This window comes from Deltaproteobacteria bacterium, from assembly GCA_016178705.1.
In the GTDB taxonomy this organism is placed as follows: domain Bacteria; phylum Desulfobacterota; class Binatia; order HRBIN30; family JACQVA1; genus JACOST01.
In genome coordinates this window covers 92,235-111,552 of the sequence record JACOST010000009.1, presented here as the reverse complement: position 1 = coordinate 111,552, position 19,318 = coordinate 92,235, and the positions used below count along the sequence as shown (strand labels likewise).

8 protein-coding genes are annotated in these 19,318 nt (G+C 63.5%); 6 read left to right on the top strand and 2 right to left on the bottom strand.

Features of this window, described 5'->3' with window-relative positions:
* Positions 1-39 precede the first annotated feature (39 nt).
* The 3 genes from HYR72_04705 (at position 40) to aroQ (ending at position 11,012) form a co-directional block, all read left to right on the top strand.
* Entirely contained in the window at positions 40-8,298 is an 8,259-nt protein-coding gene (locus HYR72_04705) for an Ig-like domain-containing protein (GenBank protein ID MBI1814253.1), read from the top strand.
* Between the two features lie 114 nt (positions 8,299-8,412).
* Positions 8,413-10,497 carry a hypothetical protein gene (locus HYR72_04700; protein ID MBI1814252.1) on the top strand — a complete coding sequence of 695 codons (2,085 nt, stop codon included), beginning with the start codon at positions 8,413-8,415 and terminating at the stop codon, positions 10,495-10,497.
* Positions 10,498-10,511: 14 nt separating this feature from the next.
* Positions 10,512-11,012, top strand: coding sequence for a type II 3-dehydroquinate dehydratase (aroQ, locus tag HYR72_04695; protein MBI1814251.1), 501 nt, complete (start codon positions 10,512-10,514; stop codon positions 11,010-11,012).
* On the opposite strand, the gene ddlA is transcribed toward aroQ, so the two are convergent.
* On the bottom strand, positions 10,991-12,109 hold the full coding sequence (gene ddlA, locus HYR72_04690; protein ID MBI1814250.1) for a D-alanine--D-alanine ligase: 1,119 nt from the start codon (positions 12,107-12,109) through the stop codon (positions 10,991-10,993). The two genes, aroQ and ddlA, sit on opposite strands and share 22 nt — an antisense overlap.
* 110 nt (positions 12,110-12,219) lie before the next feature.
* On the opposite strand from ddlA, the gene HYR72_04685 reads away from it, so the two are divergent.
* Both HYR72_04685 and HYR72_04680 read left to right on the top strand, forming a co-directional pair.
* A complete protein-coding gene (locus tag HYR72_04685; protein ID MBI1814249.1) occupies positions 12,220-12,477 on the top strand; it encodes a hypothetical protein in 258 nt (85 codons plus the stop codon).
* Between the two features lie 86 nt (positions 12,478-12,563).
* Positions 12,564-12,794, top strand: a complete 231-nt coding sequence (locus tag HYR72_04680) for a type II toxin-antitoxin system PemK/MazF family toxin (protein ID MBI1814248.1) — start codon at positions 12,564-12,566, stop codon at positions 12,792-12,794.
* Positions 12,795-12,985: 191 nt separating this feature from the next.
* Here the strand turns inward: HYR72_04680 and HYR72_04675 are convergent, their stop codons facing one another.
* Complete coding sequence (locus HYR72_04675) at positions 12,986-13,789, bottom strand: response regulator transcription factor (GenBank protein ID MBI1814247.1); 804 nt, start codon at positions 13,787-13,789, stop codon at positions 12,986-12,988.
* 426 nt (positions 13,790-14,215) lie between these two features.
* Between HYR72_04675 and HYR72_04670 the strand changes: the two genes are divergently transcribed.
* The gene (locus HYR72_04670; protein MBI1814246.1) at positions 14,216-19,021 is read left to right on the top strand and encodes a DUF11 domain-containing protein; all 4,806 of its coding nucleotides are present in this window, start codon (positions 14,216-14,218) and stop codon (positions 19,019-19,021) included.
* Positions 19,022-19,318: the final 297 nt, after the last annotated feature.

The window sequence follows — 19,318 nt, the reverse complement described above, 5'->3', positions numbered from 1 at the left end:
GAGACGCGGGCGGGCGGTCGAGGTCGCGAGGAGCAGCCGATGATTCAACGGATGGTCCAGGCCGTAGCGCTCGCGCTGCTGGTCACGTTTGTCACCGCCTGTGGCGGTGGCGGTGGTGGCGGCGGTGGCGGTGGAGGTGGAGATCCGACTCCGTCGGACCGGCGCAACCAAGTCACCGATTCGACCGGCCGACTCACGCTGACGGTCGGTACCGTCGCCCTGACTGCCGGCGACTCCACTGCGTTCGTGGTCACGGTACGCGATACACACGGGCATCCTTTGCCCGGTGCTGCGGTTGCCGCCGATGGTGGCCCGGCCCTCGGGGTCACCTTCCTGAACAACATCACCGACCAGAACGGCCAGGCTCGCGGCTCGATTTTCGGTGTATCGCTCGGATTGTCGAGCCTCGCGATAGAGGTGCCCGAAGAAGGGTTACACGTATTCATCAACGTGCGCGTGTCCCCGGCAGCGCCGATTCCAGGGCAACCGACGCCAACCGAACTGCCTGGCCAGCCGACGCGCACGCCGCTGCCGGCGGCGTTGGTGCGCACGATCGTGATGGAAACCGAGCCGTTCTCGATCAGCGCGGCGACCGGCGGTTCGATCACCATCACCGCCATCGCCTTTGACGCGGACAACTCGCCGGTCAACAACGTCGAGATTCTGTTCGACTTCGAACCCAAGCAGGGAGTCCTGCGGCCGCCCACGGCGGTAACGAGTACGGTTGATGGGCAGGTCGGCGTCGCTCAGACCACGATCACCTACGATCCCAGTGTCGCCGCCCCCGGCACGGTGACCGTCACCGCGACGGCCGCGAACATTTCAGGTCACGTGACCTTCAGTATTCTGTCGGGCACCAGCCCGAAGCCGGCGGCGACGCTGTTGCTGCAGATCAGCACCAATAGCATTGGCACCGAGAGCGGCGGCCAAGCCGCCCTTACGGCGACGGTCTTTGATGCGGACAACGTTCCGATCAACGACGTCAACGTGCTGTTCCTCACCACTATCGGTGAAGTAATCCCACTGACTGACTCGACGAAGACCGTTGGCAGCCAGGGCGGCGTCGCGCGCGCGACCCTCAACGTTCCCGCCGGCGCCGCGGTGAAGGTGACGACGGGGGGACTGATTTTGCCCTACGACATTTCCGCGCGGGCAGGTGGAGTCACCGGTACCGCCGAGATTTTCGTAGTGCCGGGACGCGGCGTCGGTATCGGCCTCGGGCAAGGTGGTAAACCTGGTGAGCCCACGAGCATCACGCTCGGCGCCAGCCCTAGTCGCGTGCGCGCGCGGGGCACCGGTGGTCCCGAGCTGTCCAACGTCTCCGCGACCGTGTTTGACAACAACGGCCAACGCTTGAAGAACATCGCTGACGGGCCCGACAAGAAGGACGTCAAGGTCACCTTCAGTATCGTCCAACCCAGCGCCACGGGCGCGGGGCTCGTCCCGAACAACGACGGCACGTTGACGCAGCCCGCCGATGGTGCCGGCAATGCGCAGCTCCAGTTGCGCGCCGGTCATGGCCTGGGCACGGTTACGATACGGGCCGAAGTTCCAACCCTGCTCGGAGTCGGAACCGAGGATTGTCAGGCGCCGGTCAACGCCGGGTTGCAGTGCATCGCCGCATCCAAACCCTTGGTAACCGTTACAGCCGGCACCTCTGGGCGCGTGAGCTTAGTCATCAACGACGTATCCGTTGATCTCAATGATGGCTCGCGACTGACCACACTGTCGGCGATCATCACCGATGAACAAGGAAACATCGTCGAGGACGGTACCCCCGCTTTCTTTGAAGTCGTCACCGATCCCAGCGATCCGACCGATCCGGCGCGGCGCCTTGGCATCCAGGGCTTCTCGGCCACGAACGACCCGCCGCCCTGCGACGTCGCCCAGTTCGTTCCGCAAACTGGACGGCCCGTCACGATCGAACCGGGCGATGCCATCACGTGCTTGAAATTCCCCGCAAACATGGCCGGCGCCAATATCCGGCTGCGTGCCGAGTCGCGCGGCGTGGAAACAACCGAGACATTGACGCTACCGGGTGTCGTTGCGAATCTGAGTTTGTCGCCGCGGCCGAGCCGGGTAGTGGTCACCGAGGATCAGTCGGCGACCGTGCAGATCACGGCCGAAGCGTTCGATACCAGCGGAGCGCCGGTTCGCAACGTCCGCATCCGTTTCTTGTCGACGGTCGGTGATTTTGAAGACGGCGCGTTGGCGCTCACCGACCGCGACGGACTCGCGAGTGTTCCGTTGACGATTCCAGCTGGGACGCCGGCGGGCAGTGCAACCATCGAAGCCTTCGGTGGTGGTATCCCGAATGGGCTTGGTCCGATCAAGATCCTCAGCATCGTGAATCAGACCGGGCCAGTCGGCCCCGCTGGAACGCCGCAGAGCGTGACGTTCGTGGGTGCGTCGCCCGACACCATTGGCGTAAAGGATTCCGGTTTCCCGCAGCAATCGGTGGTCGCCTTCAAGGTCATCGATAGCCAGGGCACGCCGCTCAGCGGTGTGTCGGTGCATTTCAGCATCACCCACCTCGGTGGCGAGACCCTCACGGAGATCGAGGCCACCACCGACGGCTCGGGTATCGCGCAAACCTCGGTCATCAGCGGCACCCGCGCCGCACCGATCCGCGTCACCGCGTCCGTAGACCGCGACAACAATGGATCAATCGATCTGGTCACACAGTCGGATGCAGTGAGTGTCATGGGCGCGCCGCCGACGTTCAACCGCTTTAGCTTGGCCGCGCAGTTCCTCAACGTCGCGGGCCGCGTGAAGTTCGGTTACGACGATCAAATCTTCGCCTTCCTCAATGACCGCTTCGGCAACCCGGTGCCGCCGGGTACCGCGGTGAATTTCTACACCAACGGGGCCAGCGTCGGGAGCGTGCTTCCGACCAACAGCACGGGCCGCGCGGAAGGCACCCTGATCTCCGAAGGGAAGATCGAGGGCATTCCGCCGACCGGGATTGTCACCACCCTGGCCGTGACCCGCGGCGAGGAGCCGTTCGTCGATACTAACGGCAACGGTGTGTACGATCTCGGGGAACCGTTTACCGACGTCCCCGAACCGTTCATCGATTTCAATGGCAACGGCCGCTTTGACGCGCCGGAACAGTTTACCGACACGAATGGCAACGGCCGCTACGACAGCGGGGAACCGTTCACCGACAGCAACGGCAACGGCCAGTACGACGATAATCGCTTCGAGATGTTCATCGACGTGAATGACAACGGCGTCTGGGACGCAGCTCAGAGTCCGGGTGTGTGGCAGAGTGATGCGCTGATCTTCGCGGACATTGACGTGACATTTTCTGCCCGCACGGACGCCGTGCTCACGCCGACGTCTTTCTCCATCGCCGACGGTGGAAGCCAAGCCTTCTCGCTGCTGGTGGGGGACTTCACGCACAACCCACTGGTTGGTGGATCCAGCATCAATATTTCAATCGTCGGCACAGATGCGAGGCTCGTCGGTATTCAGCCGTCGACCATCCTTCCCGATGGGGAGTCTTTCAACGCGCTCATCCACAATCTCAACCAGTTCGACTTCCAAGTGGTCGACAACAACCCGGGCAAACGAACCGCACCGCAGGCGCTCACCGTGAACGTGAACATCGTGTCCCCGGTCACCAGCGCCGCTCCGGGAGGCAATGAGGATGTCTTCCTCACCGCTAACGGTGTGCTGGAAGCCGTGGCGACGGCAGTACCCACGCCGACTCCAACCGTCACGCCGACGCCGACACTGACGCCAACACCGAGCGCGACATCGACACCGAGCGCAACGCCGACCAATACGTTGACGGCAACGCCAACCGTTACCCCGCCGCCGCGCGCACTCATCTTTGTCAGCGCTGAGCCAGCCGTCATCGGCGTACAAGGCTCCGGGCTGGCGGCGCAATCGACGCTGACGTTCAAGGTCACGGATGCACAAGCGCACCCCATTCCCGGCGTCGCGGTACAATTCAACCTGACCTCGTTGGGCGGTGAAAGCGTTTCGCCGGCGCAAGCGGTCTCGAACGACTCAGGTCAAGTGCAGACCGTGCTCACCAGCGGTCAACGCGCCGTGTCGGTGCGGGTGACCGCTTCAGTGGTGGGTAGTCCTGGAGTCACTACGCAATCAACGCAAGTGAAGATCGTCGGCGCCCCACCGACCTTCAACCGCATGAGCGCCGCCGCGAAGTTCCTGAATATCGCGGGCCGCGTCACGCTTGGTCTCGAAGACCAGATCACCGTCTTCCTCAACGACCGCTTTGGCAACGTGGTCCCGGTCGGTACCAGCGTGAGCTTCTTCGCCAACGGCAGCAGCGTCATCAGTGTCACATCGACGGATGAGCAAGGCCGCGCTACCGGCATCCTGGTCAGCGAAGGTGGCTCGTTGCCGCCGGACGGTGTGATCCGTGTGCTCGTAGTCACGGGCGGGGAAGAACCTTTCATCGACACCAACGGAAACGGCGTGTACGACGTCGGAGAACCCTTCACGGACATCGCGGAACCGTTCATCGATGTGAATGGCAACGGGCAGTACGACCCCGACAATCCGTTCGAGTCCTTTATCGACACCAACCAGAACGGTGTCTGGGATCCGACGCAAGGTCCTGGCGAGTGGAACGGCGATGCGTTGATCTGGACTGTTGTGCCAGTGACGTTCTCGGCCCGCACCGTCCTCGAGGTGTTGCACGAGGATACGCCGGACAATTTCGTATCCGGCCCGTTCTCGATTTCTGATGGCGGCAGCATCCGCTTCCGCGTGATCGTCCGCGACAAGGACGGCAATCCGATCGTTGGCGGATCGAAAGTCGCGATCCAGCTGACCGGGAGCCTAGCCCTGCAGGGGGTTACCTCGCCGATCACGATTCCAGATGGAGAGACCCTCGATCCGTCCGACAAGCTGCAGGAGGGGCTCAATCAATTCACCTTCTCTGTTACCGACACGCAGTTGGGCAACTTCACTGATGAGGCCGTCGCCGTCGCCGTGACTGTGACCTCCGATGTGACCGCGGTTGCTCCCGGCGGCAACGGATCGGTCAATCTTTCCGTGAACGGCATCAGCTTCGCCGTGCCCACGCCGACTCCGATCAACACGAACACGCCAGTACAGACCCGTACGGCTACGTCGACCTCTCCGCCGACGAATACGGGGACGATCACTCGAACCCCGACGGACACGCCGACCCCGACGTTGACGGTGACTTCGACTGGTACACCGGTGGCGCGCTCGATCTCGTTCGTCAGCGTCGACCCTGCCAGCATCGGCGTCAGCGGTTCGGGTCTTCCCGAGCAGTCGACTCTCACCTTCCGTGTCACCACGGGCCAGGCGCAGCCGGCCGGTGGAGTGCTGGTGCAGTTTGCATTGACCGGCTCGAACGCGTTGGGTGGAGCGAGCCTTGATCCGATCCAGGCGATCACTGATAGCGCCGGCCTCGTGCATACGGTGCTCACCAGCGGCAATCGCGCGACCAGCATCCGGGTTACTGCATCGGTCGCTTCGAATCCGACCATCACGACGCAATCGACGCCAGTGAACATCATTGGAGGCATCCCTGCCGCCAATCGGTTCAGCTTCTCCGCGCAGTTCCTCAATATCGCCGGCCGCGTCACCTTCGGCCTGCAAGACGTCGTCACGGCGTTCGTCAACGACCGCTTTGGCAACGCAGTGCCAGCCGGAACGGCGGTAACGTTCCAGAGTAACTTCGCCAGTCTGGTCGACGTGAGTCCGACCGATGCGCAGGGCCGCGCCCGCGCAACGCTACTCAGCGAAGGCCAATCGCCGCCGGACGGCATCGTCACGCTGCTCGCGTATACCCGTGGCGAGAAGCAGTTTGAAGATCTCAACGGAAACGGCGTGGCGGATCCGGGTGAACCGGTGACGCCGCTGGCCGAGCCGTTCTTCGACGAGAACGGCAACGGCATTCGCGACGCCGGTGAGAATTTCATCGACGTGAACGGCAACAATATCTGGGACGTCGATCAGGAGCCGGTCGGGCAGTTCAGCGCCGATGCGTTGGTGTTCGATACCGGACGGTTGACCTTCTCCGCACACACACAGCTGAGCATGCTGCCGGGTGGGTTCAGTATCCCTGATGGCGGTACCCAGACGTTCGAAGTTCGGATGGCCGACCTCGACAACAACCCGCTGGTTGGTGGCACCACCGTCAACATCAGTGTGAGCGCCGGTCTCTCGTTGCTCGGACCCGCGAGCTTCGTGCTGCCGGATACCGAAACATTCGGCGCCACGGTCGACGGCATCAACCACTTCTTCTTCACCGTGGCAGATGCGCAACCGGGTCAGGGAACGTTCATACAGCCGGTGTCGGTGACGGTTTCGATTGTCTCTCCATCGAGCGGCACGGCTCCGGGAGGAAATGGCAGTACGAGTATATCCAGCAACGGGTCGCTGCTGCCGTTGCCGACCCAGACGCCGACGATCACGCCGACGAATACAGCACTTCCGACGGCGACGCCGACGCCAGTGCCACCGGCGATCATCCCGAACCAGAGCACCCTGTTTGCCGGCAGTGGTGCGCCGCCCACCGCGTGTAACGGTGCGACGCAGACCTTCGTCGTGACCGGTGGCGCTCCGCCATTCACTGTGTTCGCCAGCGGCGGTTGCGCCAGCGTCGCCAGTGTTCCCACTTCCGGTGGCTCGTTCGTCTTCACCGCCGGCAACACCCTCGGTGACTTCACGGTGACCGTGACCGATGCGATCGGACGCACGACATCGGCAGGGGTCCATATCCAGGGACAGCCCACGCCAACCGATACGGTGACCCCGACGGTAACCAACACGTTGCCGCCGACGATTTCGCCGACGCCAACGATCACGGCCACCCCAACGCCGGGGGCCGAGTTCATTCAGTTGGATCTGGTCGAGGACCGCGCCAGCAACAACGGCGACGGGACGTTTACGACCGCGATCAGTGCGCTCGTGACGACCTCAACTGGTCAAGCGATCGGGGACGGCGTCGCCGTCCAGTTCAGCATCTTGACCCCGATCGCGGGCGTCTCGGTAACCAGCCCAGGCCTGACGGGCCAAGCGGCGCCCTGTACGCTGGGCTTCGTCGTCGTATCGCAGCCTGGCGACGCGTTGTCGTGCATCAAGTACGTACAGGCCTTGGCGGGTACGAGTATCACGGTGCATGCGGCCGTGATGAAGTCCGACGGTACCTTCGCAACGCGCGACCGCGTGATCGTGCTGCCTGACCTGCGTCCAACGGCTACGCCAACCAAGACGTTGACGCCGACCATCACCGGCACACCAACCAACACGGCGACGATCACGGCAACGGTGACCAACACCGTGACCCAGACGGCCACGATCACGCAGACACCAACCCGCACCGCCACGCTGACCAAGACGCCGACGGCGACGCCAGGTGCGGCAAACATCCTGGTCGATTTGCTGGACAACCAGGGCAGCAACAACGGCGACGGTACGTTCTCCACGGTGGTCAGCGCCGTGGTCACTGATCAATTCGGCGCGCTAGTCGGCGACGGGATTCCGGTCCAGTTCAGCGTCGTGACCCCGGTTGCCGGCGAGGGCGTGACCAGTCCGGGCCTCACCGGATTTACGCTGGCGGCGAACCCGCAGCCGTGCTCCGTTGGCTTCCCAGTGTCAGCGCAGCCCGGTGACGCACTGGCTTGCGTGAAGTATGCACAGAGCCTGGCGGGTCAGTCGATCAAGATCATGGCCCAAGTCCAGAAGGCCGACGGTATGTTCATTTCGGCGATGGTGCAGTTCACGCTGCCCGACCTGCGGCCGACGCCAACGCCGACCAAGACGTTGACGCCGACAGTCACCGGGACGCCGACCAATACGGTGACGGTCACCGCTACTGTAACCTCCACGGTGACCCAGACCCCGACGGTCACGCAAACGATCACGCGGACGCCGACGAATACACCAGGAGCGGCGAACGTCGTGGTCAGCTTGGCCACTAGTCTGAGTACAGACAACGGCGACGGGACGTTGACGACCATCATCAGCGCGCTCGTCACCACCAGCACCGGTGCGGTACTCAACGGCGTATCGACGACGTTCAGCCTCACGATCCCGGCGCAGGTCATGCCGCCAGCGGTCGGGAGCGTGTCGGTAACCAGTCCGAGCATCACGGGCGCGGCGCCGCCATGCGATGTGGGAACACTGACGATCACCGCCCAGCCCGGAGATGCGTTGACCTGCGTGAAGTACCTGACCGGCAACGCGGGCAAGCTGGTATCGATCACCGCCACCGTTCCGGCGGCTGGCGGCGGAACGATATCGAGCGGGGCAACCACGATTACGTTGCCACCGCCACCACCATGAGGAAGACCTCCGCAGGCACGCGCCAAGCGGCGCGTGCCTGCTTCATCTTCTTCCTCGCCGGTGCCTTGATTCCACGCGCACACCGCGCGTGTGGGAAGCGGAGAAGCGGCCGTGGTGGGTGAGTCGAGAAGTCGCGCGCGCTCTCTCCTGCTCGGAGTGTTAGCGGCCGCACTGCTCGTCAGCCTGCCGGCTCAGGCAAGCCATTTCCGTTACGGACACTATTCGTGGAAGCCCAGTGGGCTCGGCCGGATCGACTTTACCATTCAGAATGCGTTTCGTCGTGACGGCTACGCGTGCGTCAGCCGAAGCGGCTTGTTTCCGACGAGCTGTTCGAGCGCCGATGGGTTTCCGGGGGTCGGCGATCTGTTTGTCGAGGACATCGGCGGCACGCGCTTCGATTTTGGCGATGGCAGTGCCCCGGCAGGATCGAGCCGGGGACCGCTCGTGTACTTGGTGAATTCGATCGATCCCGACAACAACACGATGTCGGGGTTGGCGATCGACGCGTCGCGCTTGCCGACGGTGCGCTCGATCATTTCCCACATGTATCCGCGAGCCGGCACGTATACCGCCTCGACGGAGAGTTGCTGTCGTATCTCCCCAACCGATGGTGTGAATGCGCACATCAACAATCCCGACGGTTCTTATCGAGTGGAGACGACGGTCAACGTCGGCACGAGCGACAGCTCGCCCGTCAGCGCCTTGCCTCCAATCGTGCGCTGCAAGTTCGACAGCGTCTGTTCGTTTCTCGTGCCGGGCTTTGACATCAACAGTGACCCGCTCCAATTCCGCTTGTCCACTGCAAGTGAAGCGGCCGGCGCAGGCAGCACTTTTGATCAACCGGGTCCACCAACGGCTGCCAACGCAGCGACTGTCGATAGCAGCACCGGTCGCTATACCTGGGACACCCACGGGGCAACCATTGCGTCCGCCGCATTCAACACGTTGTACTCGACACAGGTGACCATCGAAGAAACGGATCCGAACACCGGAGCCAGGCGGGCGAAGGTTGCGGTCGATTTCTTCATTCAGCTCGTGCCGCCGTCCACCGGCGTCGAACCGGTGTTCGGCAGTGGATGCGGGTCGACCCTGACCGCCATCGCGAACAACGCGCTGGAACTCCGAGTCGACGTGGTCGATCCAGACAGCGGCGATACGGTGACCCTGAACGTTGCCGGTCTGCCCGATGGTGCGGTGTTGACTCCCACTCTGCCGGCGTCGGGCAATCCGGTGAGCACGGTGTTCTCGTGGGTGCCGAGCGAAGACCAAGAGGGGGCCCAAGTAATTACCTTCTCGGCGACCGATCAAACCGGCAAGCAGTCCCTCTGCTCTTACAACATCAACGTCTTCGCCGCCGCGCCGCCGGCACCGGCGACGGACACGCCGACTCCGACGCGGACGCCGACTAGAACCAACACGCCAACGCGTACGTCAACGCCGAGTCGCACACCGGTCAACACAATCACCCGAGCGCCCACCGCCACGCAGACGCCGACCTTGACGGAATCGCCGACGGCTTCGCCCAGTGGTACGCCGACCGCCACGCCGACCGATACGATGACCGACACTCCCACAGTCACGCCGACCGACACCGCCACCCCCACTCAGACTGTCACGCTAACGATCACTGCAACTCCAACAGACACATCGACCCCGACGAGCACCCCAACGTCGACGGTGACTCTGACGCCGCTCCCAACGTTCACGCGGCGCTTCACGGCCACCGGCATTCCGACGTTCACTGCAACGGCGACGCGTACGCCGACCTCGACGAGAACGTCGAAGCCGACCCAGAGCGCGACAATCACGAAGACGATCACGGCCACCGAGCGGCCAACCTCGACGCGGCGCCCAACCGCGACTGTGACGCCGTCCGGCATACCGAGTGCGACGTCGACCGGCACGCCGACAATTACACCGTCTTTGAAGCGCACGGCGACCGCAACGAAGACGATAACTCCGACACGGACAGCGAGCGCAACCGCCACTGGGAACACGCCGACACCCGTTCCGTCGGCGACCGCGATCGCGACGCGTGTGCCGACCCGCACTCCGTTCAACACGAGGACGCCAACCACTGGGTCCGATGGTGGAGGGGGTTGTGGGATCGCGGCGAACTCTGTGGACGGGTCAAGCCCATGGCTGGTGATCTCGGCGCTCTTGTTGTGGGGAGGCCGGCGACCGCGTCGCCGTGACTAACAGGCCACCGCCCCATGCCTACGAAGCCTCGATCCCGATCGCGTACCGCCTCGACGTGGAGAGTGTTGGTTGTTCACGGTCCCAATCTGAATCTCATCGGCACCCGCGAGCCCGACGTATACGGGCGCGAGACGCTCGCCGATATCGAAACGCGATTACGAGAGCTGAGCGCCGAACTCGGCGTGACGCTCGAGACGTTTCAGTCCAATAGCGAAGGCGCGCTCGTCGACCGCATCCACGCGGCGCGCGGTGCCGCCGACGGCATTCTGATCAATCCGGGCGCCTACACCCACACCAGCATCGCCTTGCGCGATGCCCTGCTCGCGGTCGAGTTACCCACCGTCGAGGTCCACCTATCCAACGTACACCGGCGCGAGGAGTTCCGCCGCCTGTCGTTGATTGCCCCAGTGGCGGTCGGTCAAGTGCTCGGCTTCGGCGGCAACAGCTACCTGCTCGGGTTGCGCGCGCTGGTCGGCGAACTCACGCGCGCGCCTCAGCGCAGGGCCGGGCGATAGAACGTCTGCAGCTGCTGGCGCCGCGCGTGGCGCTCGATCGCCAGATCGAGCAAGCGTGAGATCAAATCGGTGTACGAAAGGCCGGACACTTCCCACAACTTCGGGTAGACGCTGATGTTGGTGAAGCCAGGGATGGTGTTGAGCTCGTTGACGTAGAGCGTTGTCTGATCTTCGCGATCGATGAAGAAGTCGACGCGCGCCATCCCTTCGCAACTCAAAACTTGAAACGTGCGTACGGCGAGGTTGCGCACCGCGGCGGTCTGCGCGACGCTGAGCTTCGCGGGGATCTCGAACGTTGCGCCGTGTTCGTCGATGTACTTGGCTTGGTACGAATAGAACTCGGCCTGCGGGCACACTTCCGCGGGGAGTGACGCCTCCGGCGTTTCGTTGCCCAACACCGAGCACTCGATCTCGCGCGCATCGAGACCCTTCTCGATCAGGATCTTGGTGTCGTACGCAAACGCAGCGGTGATGGCATCGGCGAGTTCGGCATCGTGCTTCACCTTGCTCACACCCACCGACGAACCGGCGTTCGCCGGTTTCACGAACACCGGATAGCCGAGGGCGGCTGCCGCGCGGCGCGCCTCATCCGGTGCGGACTGCCACTGCCGCTGCGCGATAGCGGCGAACGGCACGACCGGAATTTTCGCGTCACGCAGCAAGCGCTTCTGCACGTCCTTGTCCATGCCGATCGCGGAACCCAGTACGCCGGCGCCGACATACGGGATGTTGGCCAGTTCGAGTAGACCCTGCACGGTGCCATCTTCGCCGAAGGCGCCGTGCAAGATCGGGAATACGACGTCCAGATGATCGAGCGGCGTGCGCGGAATCATTTCGAGCAATTCGCCATCCGACGGGCTCGGCGGCAGCATGACTTCCGGCCCGCCGTCGGTTAGCGCGGGCAGGGTCGCGTTGGTGATCGCGAGGAATTGCTCATCGCTGAGGACGTGCCAGCGCCCCTGGTGATCGATGCCGATGAGCGTCGGCGTAAATCGGCGGCGATCGAGCGCCTGGACGACAGAGCGCGCCGAGCGCAGCGAGATTTCATGCTCGCTCGATCGTCCGCCGAAAAGAATCCCTACCCGTAGCGTGCCCATGCCCCTCCCGCCGTGCGTGCCGAGCTATAGCACAGGCGTCGACGGTCCTCACTTGGGGGATCAGATGTGCGTCGGAAGTACGCGAGGCTGCCAAGCGACTCAGCACGTCAATGGGCTGGCTCTACCGTTACGTGAATCGGCCCTTCACGCTCCGCAACGGTCGCCAGTTGCCCGTCAGTGCGGCCCGCATGACCGGCGCTGCGTTCAGCGCGTCCTGGTCGAGCTATACCGGCCGAGTCATCACCACCCCCGACGGCGACATCGTGGAACACGCCATCGCGGCCTCTGCCGGCAAGTATACCGCCACCGCGTCGCTCAACAGCGGCACCCGGCTGCTGCAACTCACGGCCTTTGCCCCGGCTCCGTAGCGCCAAGCCGACGCTGCGGGACTTACCTCGAACTACGGCCCAGCGCGGCGCGGTGAGCACGGCGCAGCTTGCGATCGGCGGCAGGGATGGACAATCGGTGGACAAGTCTCGCGCTGGTGTGCCCGATCACCAGTCACATCAAAGGGTACCCGTTCGAAGTCGGGATCCCTCACGGCTTACCGGTGTCCGGAGTCGTATTGGCGAACCACGCAGAGAGCGCCGACTGGCAGGCGCGGGCTGCCCATTTTTCGGCAAGGGCGCCGGAGCACGTCATGGCCGAAGTGACCGCAAAGTTGCGTCCCTTGCTCAGAATGTGACGCGACGCGGAAGTGATTGAGGCAAAAATCGTCGTTCCGGTGTCTTGGAAGTTGGTTCCAGCTTCGGTGGCTGACCCTGCACAGGTTCGCGTAAAAGATGACGCGATCGGCGATGCCGATTGCGCGTGGCGTCGCACTGAGGTCGCTGATCGACGCACTGCTGCATCGCGCGGTGGTTGCCGCGTCGGCGGTCAGCTTGCTGCCCGCCCAGGAAAGGCGGGGGCGGTGAGTTCGATCCCCTGATCCGGCGCGGTGAGGTCGCAGTGAAGCGCGTAGCGCGTGAGCTCAACGCGGTTTCGCACGCCGAGCTTGCGAAAGATGTGGTTGAGGTGGGTCTTCACCGTGAACTCGCTGACGAACAGCTTACGGCTGACTTCGGTGTTGCGCAGCCCGAGGGCGACGTGGTGAACCACCTCACGCTCACTCGGCGTCAGCGGATCGGCAAATCGCTGGTGAAGAGTTTCGAGCACATCTGACTGGAGGCCCGCCGGCAACCACGTGTCCCCTTTGACCGCTGCCTCGATGCTGGCGAGGAGTGTGGAAACTGCCTCGTGCTTGAAGACAATCGCCCGAGCCCCCAGGCGTAACGCCGTCAACGCTTCGCCCGCCTCTTGACTGGCGGTGACGACAATCACCACCGTGCGCCGAGATAACGCGGCGAGGTCGTCGAGCGCGTTGCGCTCCATATGGAGATCCAAGAGGAGTAAGTCGCACGAGGTGCGGCTCACCAAATCAATCAGCCCGTGCAGGCGATCTGCTTCGGCGACGATCGAAATATTCGACCGCGAAGACATGAATGTCACAAGGAGCTGGCGGAACAGAGCATGGTCGTCTGCAATAACCATACGAAGCGGGGCCTGCTCCGGTGCGTCGCTCGATACTTCAGGCGGCACCGAACTAGATGGCGGCAGATTACGCCCTGCCCCTCTTCGATGAGACGGCTGCCGAACGGTTTCGGTCTTTGGCGACATGGCGGCTCTCCCAAGAAACGGCAACTCAACCTATCGAAGCTGGTGTCAACCTAATCGCAGCCATTGGCCGCGTGTGTCAATTAGGGCATTCCCTTAAGGCATCTCGGCAAATCCCGTAAATCTCGTTGCAGAGGCTCTTGACGATGGACGGGCGTCCAGCCGACTTCACGGCGTGTGAGGCCGCCACCCGCAGCGTGAGAGGCGCGGCAGGGAGCGGGCGAGTTACCGGCGCGGGCCGTCGAGGGCGGGAATCAGCGCCACTTACCCGAGGGCTCGTTCTGCATCGGGGGTTCCGCATCATCACTCTGAGTCCCGTTGCTCAACCGGCTGACAAATGTCACCGAGAATACAACTTTAGGCGTATAGACACCCGCGCGTCGCTTGTGATCGCCTAGAGCAGGTAGTGAAGGGTGAGGTGGATGGGCTGGTCCGAATCGACAGGAGGTCGCCATGGTAACGATTCGCTGGAAAAAAATTGCGATGTACGCCGTCATTAGTGGGCTGATGATTGCGCCGTCTGGACCAGCGTTGGGCGATAGCACGGGTGAGCGACCTCCGACATCGGAAACGGGCCCCTTTACCAACGCAGCCAATGCCGAAGCGTGCAGCGGCGGCACCGCAACGGCCACGGGTAACGGTAACCAGCCCACCGATGCCGAGACGTACTCCGTCTATGGTTTGAGCTTGCCGAACACACTGCCGGCGCCAGTCGTGACCGGTATTCAGGTGCGGGTGCGGGCGAACGATAGCACGAAAAACAATCGCAAACTCAAAGTGAGCTTGTCGTGGAACGGCGGGACGACGTTCAGCGATATTTTCGGGGCTGGCATTGGCTTGTTGCAGACGAAAAATTTCCGCCGCAATCAGCCGCTGAAGGATTACGTACTGGGCGGCGCAACGTTCCTCTGGGGCCGCACGTGGAGTGCGAGCGATCTCTCCGACGCTAACTTCCGGGTGAAGGTCTTGCCGATCCGTGCAAACTCGGCCGATCCCATCAACCTCGATTGCATCCCGGTGATCGTTTACTACACGATTCCGGGCGCACCGAGCCTCGACGTGTCCAAGACGGCGAGCCCCGATCCGGTCGGACCGACCGGCAACCTGACCTACACGCTGACTTACAGCAACACGGGGCAGTCGACGGCCACCAACACGATCATCAGTGACGTCACTCCTACAAACACCACCTTCGTGTCGGCAAGCCCAGCCCCGACGACCGCGCCGGCCGTTGGCCAAGCCGGAACGGTCACCTGGAACGTCGGCTCCTTGCCGGTGAGCGGCAGTGGCGTTGTGACGTTGACGGTAAAAGTCAGCGCCAGCGTCGGCAGCACGATCGACAACACGACGTACAGCATCAGCAGTGACCAGAATGCGCCGACGGCCGGCAGCTCGGTGTCGACGAGCGTAGCCAATGCGGTACTCACCCTGAGCAAATCGGCTTCGCCCAATCCGGTCGCGCCGGGCGGCACCTTGACGTACACCCTGACCCTCCACAACGGCGGGAGCGTGACGGCGAGCAACGTCGTGGTCAACGAGGGCTACGACGCCAACGGGGTCTATTCATCGGAGTCCACCTCGCCCTCGGGTTGCGCCACTTTCGGCGGTGCCCCGGACAATGACCAATGGACGATCAACTCGTTTGCGGCCGGGGCAACGTGCACGATCACAATTGTGACCACCGTCGCCACCCCGCTCGCGGACGGAACAATCCTGCTTAACAACGCCGACGCCGGCGACGATGCCGGCGATAGCGCCAGTGCCGGCGCGTTCAGTGTGGTGAATCAGTGCGCCGGGCAGTCAGACGGCAGCCCATGCAACGACGGCAACGCGTGCACGACCAGCGATACCTGCAGTTCACAGGCGTGTGCCGGCGGGCCGCCACCGAACTGCGACGACGGCGATGTGTGCACCGACGATAGCTGCAACTTCACGAACGGGTGCACGCATGTGAACAATACCGCCCCGTGCGACGACAGCAACGAGTGCACCACGACTGACACGTGCAGCGGCGGGGCCTGCATTCCTGGGCCAGCGCTTGACTGCAACGACAACAACGGCTGCACCGACGATAGCTGCAACCCCAACAGCGGCTGTGCCTACGTGAACAACAATGACGCGTGCGACGACGGCGACGCCTGCACCACCAACGATGCCTGCAGCGGCGGACTCTGTCTGCCTGGGGCGGCGCTCGACTGCAACGACCACAACGTGTGCACCGACGATGGCTGCAATCCCGCCAGCGGCTGTACCTACGTGAACAATACCGCACCGTGCGACGACAGTGATGCCTGCACCACCGGCGATGTCTGCAGCGGCGGTAGCTGCGCCCCCGGCGGGCCGACCAATTGCAATGACGGCAACGTGTGCACCGGCGATTCCTGCAATCCGGCCACTGGCTGCGCGCACTCCGGACTAGCCGGCTGCTGCAACGTGGACGCCGACTGCAACGACACCGATCTGTGCACCACCAACGAGCGCTGCGTGGATCACGCGTGTGTGAGCAATCCGGTGGACTGCAACGACAACAATGGGTGTACCGACGATGGCTGCAACCCTAACACCGGCTGCACGCACGCGAACAACAACAACTCGTGCGACGACGGCAACGCCTGCACTACGGGCGACACCTGCGGCGGTGGGTCGTGCGTCGGCGGGCCGCCACCCAATTGCAACGACAACAATGTGTGCACTGATGACAGCTGCGATTCGCAGACCGGCTGTGTACACAGCAACAACGCGGCGTCGTGCGACGATGGCAACGCTTGCACCACCACCGACACCTGCAGTGGCGGGACCTGCGCCGGCGGCCCAGCCGCAGACTGTAACGACAATAACGGGTGTACCGACGACGGCTGCAATCCGGCCAGCGGCTGTACGCATGTGAACAACAATGATCCGTGCAGCGACGGCACCGCCTGCACCACCAACGACGCCTGCAGTGCCGGCGCCTGTGTCGGCGGGCCGCCGCCCGATTGCAACGATAACAACGTGTGCACCAGCGACAGCTGCAATCCCGCCAGCGGTTGCGAGCACGTGAACAACAACAATCCGTGCGACGACGGCAGCGCCTGCACCACCAGCGATACCTGCAGCGGCGGTAGCTGCGTCGGTGGCGCAGCGCCGAATTGCGACGATGGCAACGGCTGCACCGACGACGGCTGCAATCCCAACTCGGGTTGCGTCCACACCGACAACACCGCCGCGTGCGACGACGGCAACGCCTGTACCACCAACGACACCTGCAGCGCCGGTGGCTGCGTCGGCGGAACGGCGCCCAACTGCAACGACAACAACGGATGTACCGACGACGGCTGCAATCCGGCCAGCGGTTGTACGCATGTGAACAACAACGATCCGTGCAGCGACGGCGACGCCTGCACCACCAACGACGCCTGCAGTGCCGGCGCCTGTGTCGGTGGGGCGCCGCCCAATTGCAACGACGGCAACGTCTGCACCGACGACAGTTGCAACCCCACTTCGGGGTGCGTCAACAGCAACAACACCGCCGCGTGCGACGACGGCAATGCCTGTACCACGGGCGATACTTGCAGCGGCGGCAGTTGCGCCCCCGGCGGGCCGACCGACTGCAATGACGGCAATGTGTGTACCGCCGATTCCTGCAACCCGGCCACTGGCTGTGGGCACTCCGGGCTCGCCGGCTGCTGCAACGTGGACGCCGACTGCGGCGACACCGATCAGTGCACGACGAACGAGCGCTGCGTGGCTCACGCGTGTGTGAGCGATCCTGTAAACTGCAACGACAACAACACGTGCACCGACGATAGCTGCAACCCGGCCTCGGGCTGCGTGCACACCAACAACTCGGCTTCGTGCAACGACGGCAACGCCTGCACCACCGGCGACACCTGCAGCGGTGGGTCGTGCGTCGGCGGGGCGCCGCCCAACTGCAACGACAACAACGTGTGTACCACCGACGGTTGCAACCCCGCCAGCGGGTGCACGCACGCGAACAACGCCAATTCCTGCGACGACGGCAACGCCTGCACCACCAGCGACACGTGCAGCGGTGGGTCGTGTGTCGGCGGGGCGCCGCCCAACTGCAATGACAACAATGTGTGCACCACCGACGGTTGCAACCCCGCCAGCGGGTGTACGCACGCGAACAACACCAGTTCGTGCGACGACGGCAACGCCTGTACCACCGCCGACACATGCAGCGGTGGGTCGTGCGTCGGCGGAGCGCCGCCCAACTGCAACGACAACAACCCATGCACGACCGACGGGTGCAACCCCGCCAGCGGGTGCTCGAACCTGGCGAACAACAATGCGTGCAACGACAGCAACGCGTGCACCACTGCTGACGCCTGCAGTAGCGGTGCCTGTGTCGGCGGAGCGCCGCCCGACTGCAACGACAACAACGTGTGCACGAACGACAGTTGTAATGTGTCCACCGGCTGCCAGACCGCTAACAACACGGCACCGTGCAACGATGGGAATACGTGCACGCAAACGGACACCTGTCAGAACGGTACGTGTTCCGGCAGCAACCCGGTCATCTGCACCGCGCTCAATCAATGCCACGTAGCCGGCACGTGCGACACCGGCAACGGGTCGTGCTCCAACCCGTCGAAAGCCGACAACACGCTGTGCAATGACCAAAATTCGCTGACCTGCAACGACGTGTGCACGGCGGGCACGTGTGCGGGCACGAGCGACCCCATCTGTCTGGCCAGTCAAGGCATTTGCACCGTGCTCCCGATGACCGGCTGCCGGCACCCGACGAAGCCTCGTGGCTCCTTGCTGCAACTCAGGAGTTTCTCGGACGTGAAGAAGAATGGAGCCCTCTGGCTGTGGAACAGTGGCGAGGCTACCGACAAAACAGCCTTCGGTGATCCCGTCAATTCGACGGTCAACACCTTCTGCGTGTACAGCGAAGTGGCGGGTACGCCGAATCTGGTGATGACCGCAAGTGTGCCTCCGCTGGGTGACTGCAACAACCGTCAACCATGCTGGCGTAACACGAGGTTGGGTTATAGGTTCTTGGATCGAACCGCTTCGACGGCGGGTGTCCGCCTCATCTACCAAATTGGAGGCGCAGCGGGTAAAGCACGGCTCATCGTGATAGCCCGCGGCTCGCAGCTCAACCTACCGTCGTTGCCGCTTTCGCAGAACCCGAAGGTTACGATGCAGTTGCAGAACAGCATCGGCGAGTGTTGGGAAGACCGATATAGCGCTCCGGCTCTTGTGAACCGCCTGAGGGGCACAACTGGGCTCTTCGTCGATCGGGGCGACTGAGTAGACGTGCGTGTAGTAGGGCGGTGGCGACTACACGGTGCCACCGCTCTACCGACCTGTGTGCTCGCCATGCAACCGGATCCGTCGAAGGGCACCGAGTAAAGAGAGCGCGTTGCTGCGCTGCCTGCACCGCGGCGACGACGCTGTCGAAGGTGGCGGACAGCGCGTCGCCGGCCACCGGCTCGGCGCGGCCGTTGTGCTCGCCGACGATCCCCTGCGCGATCGAACTGCAGAAGATGAACCGCGTGCGCCGGTTTTCGCGACGAGGCATCGCAAAACCCGAGTTCAGCAATTGGA